Annotated in this window: 12 protein-coding genes; 5 read left to right on the forward strand and 7 right to left on the reverse strand. The window is 65.3% G+C overall.

Annotated features, from left to right (window positions below; all coding sequences use genetic code 11):
- Positions 1-61: 61 nt before the first annotated feature.
- Positions 62-1,435: an LLM class flavin-dependent oxidoreductase gene (locus A3CW_RS0116025; RefSeq protein WP_028204484.1), complete on the reverse strand. Its 1,374-nt coding sequence runs from the start codon at positions 1,433-1,435 to the stop codon at positions 62-64.
- Between the two features lie 254 nt (positions 1,436-1,689).
- The gene (locus tag A3CW_RS46445) at positions 1,690-2,091 is read right to left on the reverse strand and encodes a helix-turn-helix domain-containing protein (protein ID WP_211254062.1); all 402 of its coding nucleotides are present in this window, start codon (positions 2,089-2,091) and stop codon (positions 1,690-1,692) included.
- On the opposite strand from A3CW_RS46445, the gene A3CW_RS0116035 reads away from it, so the two are divergent.
- The 3 genes from A3CW_RS0116035 to A3CW_RS0116045 all read left to right on the forward strand — a co-directional run bounded on the left by A3CW_RS0116035 (position 2,085) and on the right by A3CW_RS0116045 (position 3,910).
- Entirely contained in the window at positions 2,085-2,477 is a 393-nt protein-coding gene (locus A3CW_RS0116035; RefSeq protein ID WP_028204485.1) for a tautomerase family protein, read from the forward strand. The two genes, A3CW_RS46445 and A3CW_RS0116035, sit on opposite strands and share 7 nt — an antisense overlap.
- A 277-nt stretch (positions 2,478-2,754) precedes the next feature.
- Positions 2,755-3,321, forward strand: a complete 567-nt coding sequence (locus A3CW_RS0116040; protein WP_028204486.1) for a helix-turn-helix domain-containing protein — start codon at positions 2,755-2,757, stop codon at positions 3,319-3,321.
- A gap of 181 nt (positions 3,322-3,502) precedes the next feature.
- On the forward strand, positions 3,503-3,910 hold the full coding sequence (locus A3CW_RS0116045; protein WP_028204487.1) for a VOC family protein: 408 nt from the start codon (positions 3,503-3,505) through the stop codon (positions 3,908-3,910).
- 26 nt (positions 3,911-3,936) lie between these two features.
- Here the strand turns inward: A3CW_RS0116045 and A3CW_RS0116050 are convergent, their stop codons facing one another.
- The 3 genes from A3CW_RS0116050 to A3CW_RS0116060 all read right to left on the reverse strand — a co-directional run bounded on the left by A3CW_RS0116050 (position 3,937) and on the right by A3CW_RS0116060 (position 7,584).
- Complete coding sequence (locus tag A3CW_RS0116050; RefSeq protein ID WP_028204488.1) at positions 3,937-5,175, reverse strand: metal-dependent hydrolase family protein; 1,239 nt, start codon at positions 5,173-5,175, stop codon at positions 3,937-3,939.
- 24 nt (positions 5,176-5,199) lie between these two features.
- Positions 5,200-6,507: an MFS transporter gene (locus A3CW_RS0116055; RefSeq protein WP_028204489.1), complete on the reverse strand. Its 1,308-nt coding sequence runs from the start codon at positions 6,505-6,507 to the stop codon at positions 5,200-5,202.
- Between the two features lie 168 nt (positions 6,508-6,675).
- Entirely contained in the window at positions 6,676-7,584 is a 909-nt protein-coding gene (locus A3CW_RS0116060) for a LysR substrate-binding domain-containing protein (protein ID WP_028204490.1), read from the reverse strand.
- Between the two features lie 153 nt (positions 7,585-7,737).
- Between A3CW_RS0116060 and A3CW_RS0116065 the strand changes: the two genes are divergently transcribed.
- Both A3CW_RS0116065 and A3CW_RS46450 read left to right on the forward strand, forming a co-directional pair.
- Positions 7,738-10,512 carry an HAD-IC family P-type ATPase gene (locus A3CW_RS0116065; RefSeq protein ID WP_028204491.1) on the forward strand — a complete coding sequence of 925 codons (2,775 nt, stop codon included), beginning with the start codon at positions 7,738-7,740 and terminating at the stop codon, positions 10,510-10,512.
- Between the two features lie 39 nt (positions 10,513-10,551).
- Positions 10,552-12,294: a Na/Pi cotransporter family protein gene (locus A3CW_RS46450; protein WP_051481491.1), complete on the forward strand. Its 1,743-nt coding sequence runs from the start codon at positions 10,552-10,554 to the stop codon at positions 12,292-12,294.
- Positions 12,295-12,325: 31 nt separating this feature from the next.
- On the opposite strand, the gene A3CW_RS0116075 is transcribed toward A3CW_RS46450, so the two are convergent.
- Both A3CW_RS0116075 and A3CW_RS0116080 read right to left on the reverse strand, forming a co-directional pair.
- On the reverse strand, positions 12,326-13,846 hold the full coding sequence (locus A3CW_RS0116075; protein ID WP_028204492.1) for an ATP-binding cassette domain-containing protein: 1,521 nt from the start codon (positions 13,844-13,846) through the stop codon (positions 12,326-12,328).
- The gene (locus A3CW_RS0116080; RefSeq protein ID WP_028204493.1) at positions 13,843-14,769 is read right to left on the reverse strand and encodes a branched-chain amino acid ABC transporter permease; all 927 of its coding nucleotides are present in this window, start codon (positions 14,767-14,769) and stop codon (positions 13,843-13,845) included. Before A3CW_RS0116080 ends, A3CW_RS0116075 begins: the two co-directional genes overlap by 4 nt.
- Positions 14,770-14,779: the final 10 nt, after the last annotated feature.

Genomic DNA, 14,779 nt, shown 5'->3' on the forward strand with positions numbered 1-14,779 from the left:
CTTGCCCGCTTGCCGCGGTCTCCTCGTAGCGGGAATTCAGTGCCCGATTTTCATGCCTCGCTCATGCCTCGCTCATGCGCGCGCCGCGGTACTGCGCTGCCGCGTGCGAGGCCGGCAGGCGCGCGGCGCCGGAGAGCTTTTCGCGCAGGGTGCCCTCACGATACGCGCTTTTATACGCGCCACGTGTTTGCAGCTCGGGCACCAGCAGTTCGACCACGTCGTCGAAGCATTCCGGCACCACCGTGCGCGAGAGATTGAAGCCATCCACGCCCGCCGTTTCGCTCCACTCGATCAACGTTTGCGCGATGCGCTCAGCCGACCCCACCCACGGCGCCTGGCGGCTGCCGAGCACCATCTGCTCGAGCAGCTTGCGGCGCGTCCATTGCGGCCCGGCGCTGCGCGTCATGGCTTCGACGTTGGACACGATCGCCTGGCTCTTGCCCGTCTCGATGGGCTCGTCGAGGTCGTAACGCGCGAAGTCGATGCCAAGCGACGCCGCCGCGTGCGCGAGCGCCGCTTCCGAACTCACGTAGCGCCGGTACTCGTCGAACTTCTCGCGCGCTTCGCTATCCGTGCGTCCGACGATCAGCGTTGCGCCCAGAAAGACTTTCACGTCGTCGGCCGCGCGCCCGAGCTGCACGGCCTGCGCCCGAATGTCCCCGACGATCTCCTTCACGCCTTCCATCTTCTGACCATTGATGAACACGCACTCGGCGTGCGTCGCGGCAAAACGCCTGCCGCGCGCGGACGACCCCGCCTGGTACAGCACCGGCGTGCGCTGCGGCGACGGCGCGCACAGATGCATCGCATCCACCTTGTATTGCGGCCCGCGATGATGAATCATCCGCACGCGCGCGGGGTCGGCGTAGATGCCGCCGGCGCGGTCGTTGATAACCGCGTCGTCGTCCCAGCTCCCTTCCCAGAGCTTGTACACGAGCGCCATGTATTCGTCGGCCAGATCGTAGCGGTCGTCGTGAGCGTTCTGGCCGTCCATGCCGATGGCGCGGGCCGCGCTGTCGAGATAGCCCGTCACGATGTTCCAGCCGATGCGCCCGCCCGTGAGATGGTCGAGCGTGGACATGCGCCGCGCGAACAGAAACGGCTGCTCATACGTGAGATTGGCCGTCACGCCGAAGCCCAGATGCTGCGTCACCGCGGCCATGGCGGGAATGACGAGCGTGGGATCGTTCACGGGCACCTGCACTGCGCCGCGCAGCGCGGCGTCGGCATTGCCGCCGTAGACGTCATACACGCCGACGACATCCGCGAAAAAAATGCCGTCGAAGAGGCCCCGTTCGAGCTTCTTCGCGTAGTCGGTCCAGTACTGGAGTTCCGTATAGCGGCTCGACTGGTCGCGCGGATGCGTCCACAAGCCTTGCTGAATGTGGCCCACGCAGTTCATGTCGAAAGCGTTCAGACGGATTTCACGTGGCATGTCGGCTCCTTTCCGGTGCGCTCGATGCCATCTACTATAGTAGACGAACGGATACTAACGAAACCTGGGATTGATCCGGTATTGCCGCGAAGGGCTCAGACGAACGTCTCGTGCCGGGTTCACTGAATGTGATGCCACCCATCACGGATCGTCATTTGTCCCGGACGACCGGCTGGCGTATGTTTGCCGGAACGAAGCGCTGCAGTTGGCGCGTGCCGGGCTCCGGTCAATGTGGCGCAGGCAGCGTGGTGCCGTTATTTCCTGGCGATGCGATATTGGCAGATGAGCCGGCCTTCGCGTAGGCAGTGCTCGCTGACCGGGCGGCCAGTCGCCTCGGAAAAATACGCTGCGAGCGCTCGGCATACGCATGGCGTTTCACGCACCGCGCCCGCTACCGGGCAGCTGTAATTGCGGAGCATGATGGCATCCCCGTCGGGGACCGCTTCCGTGTGCGCGCCGAGCGCGTCGACGATTGCCATGGCGTCGGCAAGATTCGTCCTGAAGTCGCGTGATGCGGGCAGGCCGTTCTCGCGCGCGAGGCGGCGGCCCGTTTCCGTGAGGATTTCCTCGAGCTCACGGTCGTCGAACCGATGCTTGAGTGTGGCGAGAAGGCCGAGCCTGACGCTGTCCCACTCAAGGAGAAGTTCACATGCCAATGCTCAAATTCGACATCATCGAGGGCCGCACCGACGAACAGGTGCGTGCGCTCCTCGACGCCGCCCATGAGGCCATGGTGCAGGCCTTCGATGTACCCGCTACCGATCGCTACCAGAGCGTCTCGCAGCATCGTCCTGGCGAGCTGGTGCTGGACGACACTGGACTCGGGTACACGCGATCGAAAGACGTCATCTTGCTGACGGCGGTAAGCCGCAAGCGCACCGAGCCGCAAAAGGTCGAGTTCTATCGCTTGCTCGTCGAAAAGCTGCAAACCCAATGCGGCATTTCGCCGGACGACGTCATCGTGTCGATCGTCGAGAACGACGATGCGGACTGGTCCTTTGGCCGCGGGCGCGCGCAGTTCATCACCCGGGAACTGACATAACGTCGTGAAGTCGGCGCGACCCTGGGTCGTAGCGGGTCGTTCGTCGTAAGCACTGGGCACCGCCGGAAGCCGGGGGCCGCGTAACACTGGGGCAACAGTCGCGCCGCATGACACGGGCTAGCCACGCTAGCCCGTGTCATCTGCCCTGCGCTGGCCGCTGGCGAAGCCAGGTCTCGCAGCAGCGAGAAGCCGTTCAAAATCTCTGCGCCAAAGCGATACGCCGCAAGCAGGCCCGTATAATCGACTCACCCCTGCCCAGCCCGCCAATCTTCCAGGCATGAATCGACCGCTCACCGACCCCACCTCCGCCATTTCCACGCGCGTGCGCATCGAGCGCGAATCGCGCGGCTGGTCGCTCGCGGACATGGCCGAGCGCTCGGGCGTTTCCAGGGCGATGATCAGCAAGATCGAACGCGGCGAAGCGAGCCCCACCGCTACCGTGCTCGGCCGGCTGTCGGGCGCCTTTGGCCTGCAGCTGTCCATGCTGCTCGCGCTCGCCGAGCAAACCGGCGAGCGTTTGAGCCGCGCTGCCGATCAGCAGATCTGGCAAGACCCCGAAACCGGCTATACGCGCCGGGCCGTCTCGCCGCGCAACGGCGGCATGCTCGACCTCGTGGAGATCGCGTTGCCGGGCGGGATTCGCGTTGCGTATCCGGCGTCGGCGTTCACGTTCCAGCATCAGCAGATCTGGGTGCGCAGCGGCACGCTGGTATTCGAGGAAGGCGAACAGGTTCACACGCTCGAAGCCGGCGACTGCCTGCAGCTCGGGCCGCCCGCCGACTGCGCGTTCTTCAATCCGGGCAAGGACCCGTGCGTGTACATCGTGGCGCTCGTGCGCCGCTGAATGCGAGTACGCGCCGCCCCGTCGACGCTCCTTCATCGTTGAACCGGCTATGGCACAAGCGTTTTGCGCACGTGGCGCGCGCTCGCCCAATGCGAGTAGCCGAATGTGAGCATTTGCTTATATTCTGAAGTCCTCAGGCGGCAATGGCACAGGGCCTCCGCCACACCATGAGAGACCGACGATGCATGACGTGATTCAAGCCATGAAGCTCAATCACCTGAGCTTCCCCTCTTCCGATACCGCCGCAACTGCGGCCTTCTTCGAGCGCCACCTGGGATTCACCGTAGCGGGCACGTGGGAGCAGTCGTATATCCTCAAGCGTCCGGGCTACGACGTGGTGATCGACCATGCAAGCGGCGACGCGCCGGCATGGCCCGGCAACTTCCACGTGGGCTTCGAACTGCCGAGCCTCGACGCCGTGCGGGACCTGTTTGAACGCTTCACGGCAGCCGGCGTCCAGATGGAAACCGGCATTTTCAACAATGGCCGCGGATCGCGCTTTTTCTGCCGCGCGCCGGGCGGCGTGATGTTCGAAATGAATACCCGCGTGGACGCCGCTCCTGAATATCGCGGCACGTTGGACAACTGATCAGCAAGATCGCGAAACTGGAACGATCAGCCCTCCACCCGCGCCTTCACGATCTTACCTCGCTGCAGCACGTATTCGATCCGCTCGCCCTCACCGGCCACGACGCCGATGTCGGCAAGCGGATTGCCATCGAGCACCACCACGTCGGCAAGCGCACCCGCCGCGATCACGCCCAACTCGCCCTTCATGTTCACGATCTCGGCAGCCACGGTCGTTGCCGAGCGCAGCGCCTCCAGATTGCCGAGCACTTCCGCGCGAATGCGGAACTCGCCGGTCTGGAACGCGTGCATCTCGCCGAGCAGGTCGGACCCGAACCCCATCTGCACCCCGGCCTTCGCATAGATCTCCAGCGATTCGCGCCCCTTCTGCTGCACGGAAGCCACCTTCGCCACCGAATCCGGCGGCAACCCGAACTGCGCACCGTGCGTGGCCAGCGCATCGTAGGTCACGAGCGTCGGCACGACGAACGCGCCGAACTCGCGCATCACCTGAGCCGCGGCTTCGTCCACGAGATTGCCGTGCTCGATCGTGCGCACGCCACAGCGCACCGCGCGCGCGATCGCGCGGCCCGTATAGGCGTGCGCCATCACATAGGTGTTCGCCGCTTCGGCCTCCGCCACAATCGCGCGAATTTCATCTTCGGAGTACTGCGTATTGTTGATGGGGTCCGTAGGCGAGGCAACACCTCCCGACGCCATGATCTTGATCTGCGTGGCGCCCTTCTGGATCTCCTCGCGCACAGCGAGGCGCACTGCATCCACACCATCCACCACGCGCGCGATCGCCCCCGTGCGGAAGCAGCACGAACACGGTTCGAGCAAATCGCCGCGCGGACGAAAATCGCCATGACCGCCCGTTTGCGAGAGCGCCTTGCCCGAGGGGAAAATGCGCGGCCCGCGCACGAGGCCCGTTTCCACGGCCTGCATCAGGCTCCAGTCGGCGCCGCCCGCGTCGCGCACGCTCGTGAAGCCGCGCGAGAGCATGGCGTCGAGAATCGGCAGCGAGCGGATGGCCGCGAGGATATTGGGCTGCGTGGCGTTCGCGCCGAGGTTCGCATTCGAGGCCAGCACGTGCACGTGGCAGTCGATAAAGCCCGGCATGACGGTCTTGCCGCGCACGTTGACCACGTTCGCGTTCGGCAGGTCGATGGGACGATCGGTCACCTCCACGATGCGCTCGTCTTCAATCACGACGTGGTGATGTTCGAGCAGCACGCCGCGTTCGAGGTCGAGTACGTTGCCGCCTTTGAGAACAGTGATGGTCATTGTCTGGATTCCTGATAGAGTCGTTCAGTTCGCGCGCCGCGTGTCCTTCACGAAGAAGGTGCCGACCAGGCTGATTGCGGCCGCGACGATCACATAGAGCGCGGGCGCCATGTTGCTGCCGGTACGCGCGATGAGCCACGTGATCAGGAACGGCGCGAAGCCGCCGAAGATCGTGACCGCGAAGTTGTAGGCCACCGAAAGGCCGGTCGAGAGCACCCTGGTCGGGAACAGCTCCGAGAAGGCGGCGAGAATCGGTCCCGTGTAGGCGGCGATCAGCACGCCGAACACGGCCTGAAACACGATGAGCGAGGCGAAGCCGGGAGCGCGGTTGATCCACGCGAACATGGGCCAGGCCAGCACGAGAATCAGGAACGCGGCGCCGCTCAGGAACACGCGGCGGCCCCACGCATCCGCCAGCTTGCCCACGATCGGCGAGCCGCACATGATCATCAGGCCGCCCACCATGCCCGCGGAAAAGCCCGTCGATTGCGGCAGATGCAGCGTGCGCACCGAATAGGTCGGCATGTAGAACAGCAGCACGTAAGTGCAGACCGTCCAGAGAATGACCATCGAGAAGCTCGCGAAGGTCTCGCGCGGGTAGCGCTCGAACACTTCCTTGAGGGGCGAGTTGTCTTTGGCTTGCGCTTCCACGGCGCTGAATGCCGGCGTTTCGTCGATCTGGCTGCGGATGTAGTAGCCCACCGGGCCCACGAGAATGCCGATCAGAAACGGCAGCCGCCAGCCCCAGCTATGCAGCGCTTGCGCATCGAGCGACGCCGTGACGAACGTGCCCGTGGCTGCGCCCAGCAGCACCGCGAAGCCGATGCTCGACTGGATCCAGCTCGAATAGTAGGCGCGCTTGCCCGGCGGCGCGTACTCGGTGAGGAACGCGGTGGCCCCGCCCATCTCGCCGCCCGCCGAGAAGCCCTGCAGCAGGCGCGCGAGCACGATCAGCAACGGCGCGGCAAGGCCCGCTTGCTCGTAGGTAGGCGCGAGCCCGATGAGCGCGGTGCCGAAGGCCATCAGCAGGATGGTGAGCGAGAGCGCTGCCTTGCGGCCCACCTTGTCGGCGTAAATGCCGAGCACGATGCCGCCCACGGGCCGCATGAAAAACCCCACGCCGAAGGTCGCCACGGTGAGCAGCAAGGAGGTCAGTTCGTTGCCGGTCGGAAAGAACAGCTTCGCGATGATCACGGCGAAGAAGCTGTACACCGTGAAGTCGAACCATTCGAGGCCGTTGCCCAATACCGTCGCAATGATCGCGCGGCGGCGCTGCTGCGCGGTCGTCGCGACAGCTTCATGCGCGACGCGAGGTGAAAGCGTTCCTTGCATGGTCTCTTCCTTGTCAGATTAGTCGTCGCTGCGCGCCAACGACTACGCGCCCGGAGCTGCCTTACATGCTCCTCATGCTAATGACAGCCCGATTAATTTCTGAAACGAAAGATTCGCATGCATGCATGCGCTGAGCGCATGCGAGGCGCCCAAGCGCCGCTTAGTCCGTCACGCCGCCGTCTGCGTCTCCGCCTGCTCGAACAGCCAGCGCGTGAACAAACGCGCCGCCTGGTTCTGCGCGCGGTCGTTGGGCGAGATCACGTAGTAGCCGCCGCCATGGCTCGCCGAGCATTCGCCCACGCGCACGAGCAACCCATCTTCGATGCATGCGTCGATCATGTAGCGCCAGCCGAGCGCCACGCCCTGGCCGAGTATGGCGAGCTGCACGAGCTGCGGATAGTGGTTGATCGTGATGCCCTGCGGGGTCTTCGGCATCGTCACGCCGTTCAGGTCGAACCATTCGGGCCACGACATCCACTGGCGCTGGCCGTCTTCGAGAAGCAGCAACGTTTCGCCCGCCAGATCCGCAGGCGCGAGCGCGCGTCCCGCGAGATAGCCGGGCGAGCACACAGGAAACACCTCTTCGTTGAAGAGGCGGCGCGCGGTGAAATGCGCGGGCGCCTGCTGGCGCACGTAATACACGCCAACGTCGAACTCCGCGGGCGACATCGTGGCGAGCCCGTCACGCACGATCAGGCGCAGTTTGATGTTCGGATACGCCGCGCGGAGTGCCGGCAGGCGCGGCGTGAGCCAGAGCACCGCCACGCCCGACGAGCACGCAATGGTCAGTTCGAGTTCGCCGTAGTGCTTCATTACGTCGAAGGTGGCTTCGGCACATTGTGTGAGGAGCCGTTGCACCTGCCCCGCATATTGTTCGCCCGCTATCGTGAGGCGCAACGAGCGGTGCTCGCGCACGAACAGCGAGCGGCCGAGAAACTCTTCGAGTTGCTGGATCTGGCGGCTGATCGCGCTTTGCGTGAGGTGCAGTTCGGCGGCCGCGCGCGTGAAGCTGCCGTGACGCACGGCGGCTTCGAACGCGACGAGGCAGGGCAGCGGAGGCAGAGGCGTGATGCGCATGGAATGACTCGGGCGGGTCGTGGCAGGGAGATGTTGCCATACATCCCACAGCGGCAGCCTCGAACAAAAACTTCGCGTGCACCAGGTTGCGCGTGCCTGCTGCGAAAAAAACTTACTATTGCGTTGAATCTCTGCGCAACCAAGGGGGCGAAGATGAGTTCTGCCGGGAGTGCGGCAAGCGGTGCGGGCGCAGTGCAGTGGCACGCCATGCCCGCCGCCGAGATCGAGCGCCAGCTCAAAGTGAATCCGTCGCAAGGGCTCGATGTGGCGGACGCCGCGCAGCGCCTCGGCACCCATGGGGCGAACGTACTGCCCCAGGGCAAGAAAAGCGGCCCCTTCGTGCGGTTCCTTGCCCAGTTCAACAACGTGCTCATCTACGTGCTGCTCGCGGCGGGCTTCATCAAGCTGATGCTGAGCCTGTGGCTCGACGCCTCGATCATCTTCGCGGTGGTCATCCTCAACTCGCTGCTGGGCTTCCTGCAGGAAGGGCGCGCCGAGAAAGCGCTCGACTCGATTCGCAACATGCTCTCCGCGGAAGCGCGCGTGCTGCGCGCCGGCGAGGTACGCCTCGTCCCCGCCGACGAGGTCGTGCCCGGCGACATCGTGCTGCTGGAGTCGGGCGACAAGATCCCCGCGGACATCCGTCTCGTGGAGGCGCGGAACCTGCGCACGGAAGAGGCGGCGCTCACGGGCGAATCCGTGCCTGCGGAGAAGAACACCGGCGCGGTGCCGGCGCAAGCCACCGTGGGCGATCGCGAGAATATGGCCTTTTCCGGCACGATGGTCCTCTCGGGCCGCGCAACCGGCATCGTCGTGGCGACAGGCAGCCAGACGGAGCTTGGCCGCATCAACCAGATGCTGGCCGAGGTCAGCGCGCTGGAGACGCCGCTGCTACGCCAGATCAAGAAGTTTGGATACGTCATCACGATCGCCATCGGCATCATTAGCGTGCTGCTCTTCGCATGGGGCCACTGGCTCGGCCACATGACCTTCATCCAGTTGTTCCAGGCCGTGGTGGGCATCGCGGTCTCGGTGATCCCGGAAGGCCTGCCGGCGCTCATCACCATCACGCTCGCCATCGGCGTGCAGCGCATGGCGAAGCGCAACGCCATCATCCGCCGCCTGCCCGCGGTCGAGACGCTGGGTTCCGTCTCGCGCATCTGCTCGGACAAGACCGGCACGCTCACGCTCATGGAGATGATGGTGACCTCGGTCGTGACGGCGGACGCGCCCTATGAAGTGACCGGCGACGGCTACGCGCCCGAAGGCGACGTCCGCGCGGGCGGCAAGGCGCTCGGCGCCGCCCCGCCGGAAGTGCTCACGCTCATGGGCCGCGTATCCATCCTGTGCAACGACGCCGGCCTCTTCGAAGAAGACGGCAAATGGAAGGTGGAAGGCGACCCGACCGAGGGCGCGCTCTACCCGTTCGCCGGCAAACTCGGCATGGACCGCGGCGCGGAAGCCGCCGCCGCGCCGCGCATCGACGGCATTCCCTTCGAGTCCGAACACAAGTTCATGGCCACGCTGAACCGTTCAGCGCAAGGCGAGATGCTGCTCGTGAAGGGCGCGCCGGAAGTGATCATCGAAAATTGCGACCGCCAGCAAACGGCGAGCGGCCCCGCGCCGCTCGAGCGCGAGCGCTTTGCGCGCGAAGGCGAGCGGCTCGCCTCGCAGGGCGAACGCGTGCTGGCGCTGGCCTGGCTGCCCGACCCCGGCCTCGAAGTGGGCAACCTCGGCCCGCAGGACCTGCCGAAGACGCTCGTGCTGCTCGGTCTCGTGGGCCTCATGGACCCGCCGCGCAAGGAGGCGATCGATGCGGTGCGCGAATGCCACGGCGGCGGTATCCGCGTGACGATGATCACGGGCGACCACAAGGTCACGGCCGCCGCGATTGCGGGCATGCTCGGCATCGGCGACGGCAGGACGGCCGTGGCCGGCACCGAGATCGAGGCGATGAACGACGCCGCGCTGCAGGAATGCGTGCGTGACGTGGATGTGTTCGCGCGCGCGAGCCCCGAGCACAAGCTGCGGCTCGTGAAGGCGATCCAGGCCAACCGGCAGGTGGTCGCCATGACGGGCGACGGCGTGAACGATGCGCCCGCGCTCAAGAAGGCCGACATCGGCGTGGCGATGGGCATCAAGGGCACGGAAGTCACGAAGGAAGCCGCGGGCATGATCCTCGCCGACGACAATTTCGCCTCGATCTCGGCGGCGGTGAAGGAGGGGCGCACGGTCTACAACAACATCGAAAAGGCCATGCTCTTCATGCTGCCCACCAATATCGCCCAGGGCGCCGTGATTGCCATCGCAATCCTGTTCGGCTTCGTGCTGCCGATCACCGCGCCGCAGGTGCTGTGGGTGAACATGGTCACGTCCGTCGCGCTCGGCCTCGTCATTTCCTTCGAGCCTCACGAGGACGACGTGATGCAGCGCCCGCCGCGCTCGATCGACCGTCCTATCGTCACACCATTCGGCGTGTGGCGCATTCTCTTTGTTGGCGCCACGCTCGTGCTCTATACGCTCGCCGCATTCTTCTGGATGAAGTCGCAGGGTGTGTCCAACTCAATGGCGCGCACGGCCGCGGTCAACGCCATCACGCTGGGACAGGTCTTCTATCTGCTCAACAGCCGCTCGCTGATCAATTCGGCCCTATCGGTGCGCGCACACATGGGCAACCCGTATCTCTGGTACGGCATCGGCGCCGTCATCGTGCTGCAGATCCTGTTCACCTATACGCTGCCCTTTCACGCCGTGTTCGATACCGAGTCCCTGCCGCTCTCGGCCTGGCTCTGGCTCGTGGCGGGCGCGATCCTGTTCTTCCTCGTGGTGGAGCTGGAGAAGCTCGTCATTCGCTCGATACCCGCGCTGAAAAAATCCGTGAGCCCGCAACAGCGCGGCGCGGCCACGAGGCAGTACCATGACGCGTAGAATCGTTTCGTCCCGACTTAAGAGCGAGGGCCCAATGCCATGTTGCCTGGTGCGAACCTGAACCTGGTCGAAGTGACCGGATTGCTGGTGGGCGGGCTCGCCCTGTTCCTGTTCGGGCTGGATCTCATGACAGGGGCGCTCAAAACGATTGCCGGCGCGCGCCTGCAATCGCTGCTGGGTTCGCTCACCGCCAACCGGTTTCGGGGCGTGCTGGCGGGCGCGGGCATCACGGCGCTGCTGAATTCGTCGACCATCACCACGGTGCTGCTGGTGGGCTTCGTTTCCGCGCGGCTCATGACGCTGCTGCAGTCCGTCCCGATGATCATGGGCGCCAATATCGGCTCGACGCTCACCGCGCAGATCATCGCGTTCAATATCTCCGCGCTCACGCCGTTCATGCTCGGCGGCGGCTTCCTGCTCTATGGCTTCGCGAAACGCGAAACGCTGCGCGAGCTGGGCGGCGCGCTGCTCGGCCTCGGCCTGCTGTTTCTCGGCATCGAGATGATGGGCAACGCGACCCGTCCGCTGCGCGATTACCAGCCGTTCATCGACGCGATGCAGAACATGCGCAATCCGCTCATCGGCATCGTGATCGGCGCGGTGTTCACGGCCGTCGTGCAAAGCTCGGCGGCCACGCTCGCGATCGTGATTGCGCTTGGCAGCCAGGGGCTGATTCCCCTCGAATCGGGCATTGCGCTGATACTCGGCGCCAATGTAGGCACCTGTGGCACGGCGCTGCTCGCTTCAATCGGCAAATCGGCGGAGGCGGCGCAAGTCGGTATCGTCCACCTGATCTTCAACGTGCTTGGCGTGCTGTTCTTCGCCTTCGTGATTCCCCAGTTCGCCGATTTCGTACGCATGATCTCGCCTTCCGCGCCCGAGCTGACCGGCGCTGCGCGCCTCGCAGCGGAAACGCCGCGCCAGGCCGCCAATGCACATACGGTGTTCAGCGTGTTCAGTACCTTCGTGCTGATCTGGTTCACCGGGCCCATTGCGAAGCTCGCCGAACGCCTGGCCCCGGCGCGCCGCGAAGGGTGGCAGGACCCCGGCGTGCCGCGTTACCTCGATGAAACGCTGGTCGAAATGCCGGCGCTCGCCATTGCCCGCGTGCAACTCGAACTGGCTTCGCTCGGCAAGCTCGTGCAGATTCTCGTCGAGCATAGCGCCACGCTCCTGGTCGAAAGCTCCACGCAGGCGCTTTCCACGGTGACGAACGAGGACAAGGCGGCGGACTCGCTCAGCACCGCCATTCTCACCTATATCGGCAAGCTCTCCGACGCCGTGCATAGCGACGACGAAGGCCGGCAACTGGTGGATCTCGCGCGGATTGCGACCTGCCTCGACGCCATCCGCGAAGTGGCCACCACGAGCATGCTCGCGCTGAGCCAGAGGCGCGCCGCGCAAAGCGCGGACGTGACCGTGTTGGCGAACAACCCCGAGCTGGTGCAATTCGCCAGGTCCGTCATCGAGCGTTTCACGCTTGCCGTGCAGATGATCGCGCACCCGGAGGCCGACGTCGTGACGGGCATCGTCAACGCCAAGCCGGAAATCGAAGCCCAGTCCGACTCGGCGCGTCAGCACATCATGTCCGCGCTGCAGTTGCGCAACGAGAGCGCGGCGTTCCTTTTCCGCTTCGCCAACGACGTGATCGAGCAGTTGAACGAGGTGGCGCGGCTCTCCCGCGCCATCGCCAAGGCCACGCGGTGGCTGCACGACGTGAAAGTGCTGGAGCCTGAAAGCACAGAGGCCGTGGCCGAGACCGAGGCAGAAGCTCAGGCGTGAAGACGCGGCGCGCGCAGGCTGCGCGTGGCCTTCAACGCGTAGCGCCCGAGGTCAGCGCGTGAGGAGCGCTCGTGGGCACCGCTTCGAGAAAGCCGCGCCCCATCTCCGCCTCGAAACGCGAAGCGCTCCCCTCCCAGACGATGCGCGCATGTTCCAGCACATAAACGCGATCCGCGTGCGGCAGGGCGAAGCGAACGTTCTGCTCGCCCAGCAGCACGGTAATGGGCGTGGACTGCTGCAGCGCATCCAGCGCCTTCGAAAGCTGTTCGAGGATCACGGGTGCGAGCCCGAGCGTCGGCTCGTCGAGTATCAGCAGCCTGGGCTGGGGCATGAGCGCACGCGCAATGGCCAGCATTTGCTGCTCGCCGCCCGAGAGCGTGCGCGCGGTTTGGCGCTGGCGCGACTTGAGGATGGGAAAGAGGTCGAAGAGCCATATGAGCTGCTTTTTGCGCACCTCGTCGGAGAGATGATAGCCGCCGAGTTCGAGATTCTCGCGCACCGTCATGTCGCCGAACAGTTCGCGCGTTTCCGGGCATTGCACGAGGCCCGCGCGCGACACGGCCGCCCCGCTCATGCCCTTCAGGTCGCGCCCGTCGAAGCGGATCGTCCCCTTGTACGGCAGCAGGCCGGAAAGAGCGTTGAACAGCGTGGTCTTGCCCGCGCCGTTGAGGCCGACCACCGAAACGAACTCGCCCTCGCGAACGTGCAGGCTCACGCCGTCGAGCGCGCATGCCTTGCCGTACAGCACGCGCAGGTCGGAGACCTCGAGGATGTCGCGCTTCGCCTCGCCCGCAAAGCTGGAGCGCTGACGCAACTCCAGCTTGCCGCCCAGATACACGCGGCGGACCGTTTCGTTTTGCATCACTTCTTCAGCCGTGCCTTCGGCAACGTGCTCGCCAAGGTACATGGCGAGCACCCGGTCGGCGAGCGCTGAAAGGCTCTTGACGTTGTGATCGACCAGCAGCACCGCGCGGCCCTCCGCGCGAAAACCGCGAATCAGTTCGGAGAATGCCTCCGATTCGGCAACCGTGAGTCCTGCGAAGGGTTCGTCGACGAGCACGACCTGCGGGTCGCGCGCAATCGCCTTCGCCATTTCCATGCGGCGCAGGTCCGCGAACGGCAGCGTAGCGGGATGCCGGTGCATGACGCCGGCCAGACCCACGCGAGCGGCAATTTCCTGCGCGCGCTGATGCACATGCGGCTCTGCCGCGAGCTTGACGAGCGAGTCCGGCAGCAGCGCGAGCTTGATGTGCTCCAGCACCGTTTGCCGATGCAGCGGGCGCGAATGCTGGAACACGATGCCCACGCCCGCGCGCGCGATGCGGTGCGGCGCCCAGCCGGCCATCTCCACGCCGTTCACCTTGACCGAGCCCGCGTTGGGCCGCTCGATGCCCATAATGAGCTTCATCACGGTCGACTTGCCGGACCCGTTGGGTCCGATCAGGCCCAGGATCTCGCCGGGCCGGATGTCGAAGCCAATGTCCTTCACCGCGACCAGACCGCCAAAGCGCTTGGTCAGCCCGCGCACCGAGAGCAGCGGCGTGTCGTTCATTGGCGTTCCCTCGTCCGCAGCAAGTTGCCGAGCAGGCCGTCCGGAAAGAACAGCAGCGCCGCGAGCGCCACGGCCGCGACGACGAACGTATTGAGCTGGCCGAGCGGGCGCAGGAACTCGCCGGCCACGATCAGGAAGATCGATCCGAGCACGGCGCCGAGTATCGTGCGGCGCCCGCCGAGTACGGCCGCGATGATGATTTGCACCCCTACGCTCAAGTCCACCACCGTGCTCACCGAAGCCGTGCCTTGATAGAACACGAGCATCGCGCCCGCCACGCCCGAAAACACGGCGCTGATGCAAAAGGCCACGAGCTTGTGCCGCGTGACGTTGAAGCCCAGCGCCTGCGCACCGGTGGCGTCCTGGCCGCTGGCCTGCAAGATGAGGCCGATCGCCGAGCGCGAGAGGCCGAACAGCAGGATTGCGCAAACCACCAGAAACGCCAGCGCGATCCAGTAGTTATTGTTGGCATCGACGGACATCACGTCGGGCACCATCATGCCGATCTCGCCGCCCGTCACGCCAGCGAAAATCACGATGGCGTTCTGCAGCAGCAACACGGCCACGAGCGTGACGAGGCCGAAGTACGGGCCGCGCAGCCGCAGCGCGGGCACCGCGAGCAGCAGGCCGCCCACCAGCGCGACGACGCCGCCCGCAATCACGCAAACCGGAATCGGCAGACCCCAATGGGCGTCGATGATCGCCGCCGAATAGGCGCCGAGGCCAATCAGGAACGTCGGGCCGAAATTCACCTCGCCGGCAAAGCCGAACAGCAGATCCCACGACATCGCGAACACGCCGAAGTAATACGCGACCGTGAGCACGCCGAGGATATAGCCCGACATCCACCACGGCAGCATGGCCGCCGCTACGACGAGCAATGCCGCCACCCATATCCCACGCGAACGAAGAAGACCGGACATGTCGATGTGC

The organism is Paraburkholderia nodosa DSM 21604, assembly GCF_000519185.1.
GTDB classification, from domain to species: Bacteria; Pseudomonadota; Gammaproteobacteria; order Burkholderiales; family Burkholderiaceae; genus Paraburkholderia; species Paraburkholderia nodosa.

What these genes read in the sequence shown, in the direction of transcription:
- A3CW_RS0116025 (WP_028204484.1), bottom strand. Translation starts at nt 1,435, where the DNA reads ATGCCACGTGAAATCCGTCTGAACGCTTTCGACATGAACTGCGTGGGC.
- A3CW_RS0116035 (WP_028204485.1), top strand. Translation starts at nt 2,085, where the DNA reads ATGCCAATGCTCAAATTCGACATCATCGAGGGCCGCACCGACGAACAG.
- A3CW_RS0116040 (WP_028204486.1), top strand. Translation starts at nt 2,755, where the DNA reads ATGAATCGACCGCTCACCGACCCCACCTCCGCCATTTCCACGCGCGTG.
- A3CW_RS0116045 (WP_028204487.1), top strand. Translation starts at nt 3,503, where the DNA reads ATGCATGACGTGATTCAAGCCATGAAGCTCAATCACCTGAGCTTCCCC.
- A3CW_RS0116050 (WP_028204488.1), bottom strand. Translation starts at nt 5,175, where the DNA reads ATGACCATCACTGTTCTCAAAGGCGGCAACGTACTCGACCTCGAACGC.
- A3CW_RS0116055 (WP_028204489.1), bottom strand. Translation starts at nt 6,507, where the DNA reads ATGCAAGGAACGCTTTCACCTCGCGTCGCGCATGAAGCTGTCGCGACG.
- A3CW_RS0116060 (WP_028204490.1), bottom strand. Translation starts at nt 7,584, where the DNA reads ATGCGCATCACGCCTCTGCCTCCGCTGCCCTGCCTCGTCGCGTTCGAA.
- A3CW_RS0116065 (WP_028204491.1), top strand. Translation starts at nt 7,738, where the DNA reads ATGAGTTCTGCCGGGAGTGCGGCAAGCGGTGCGGGCGCAGTGCAGTGG.
- A3CW_RS46450 (WP_051481491.1), top strand. Translation starts at nt 10,552, where the DNA reads ATGTTGCCTGGTGCGAACCTGAACCTGGTCGAAGTGACCGGATTGCTG.
- A3CW_RS0116075 (WP_028204492.1), bottom strand. Translation starts at nt 13,846, where the DNA reads ATGAACGACACGCCGCTGCTCTCGGTGCGCGGGCTGACCAAGCGCTTT.
- A3CW_RS0116080 (WP_028204493.1), bottom strand. Translation starts at nt 14,769, where the DNA reads ATGTCCGGTCTTCTTCGTTCGCGTGGGATATGGGTGGCGGCATTGCTC.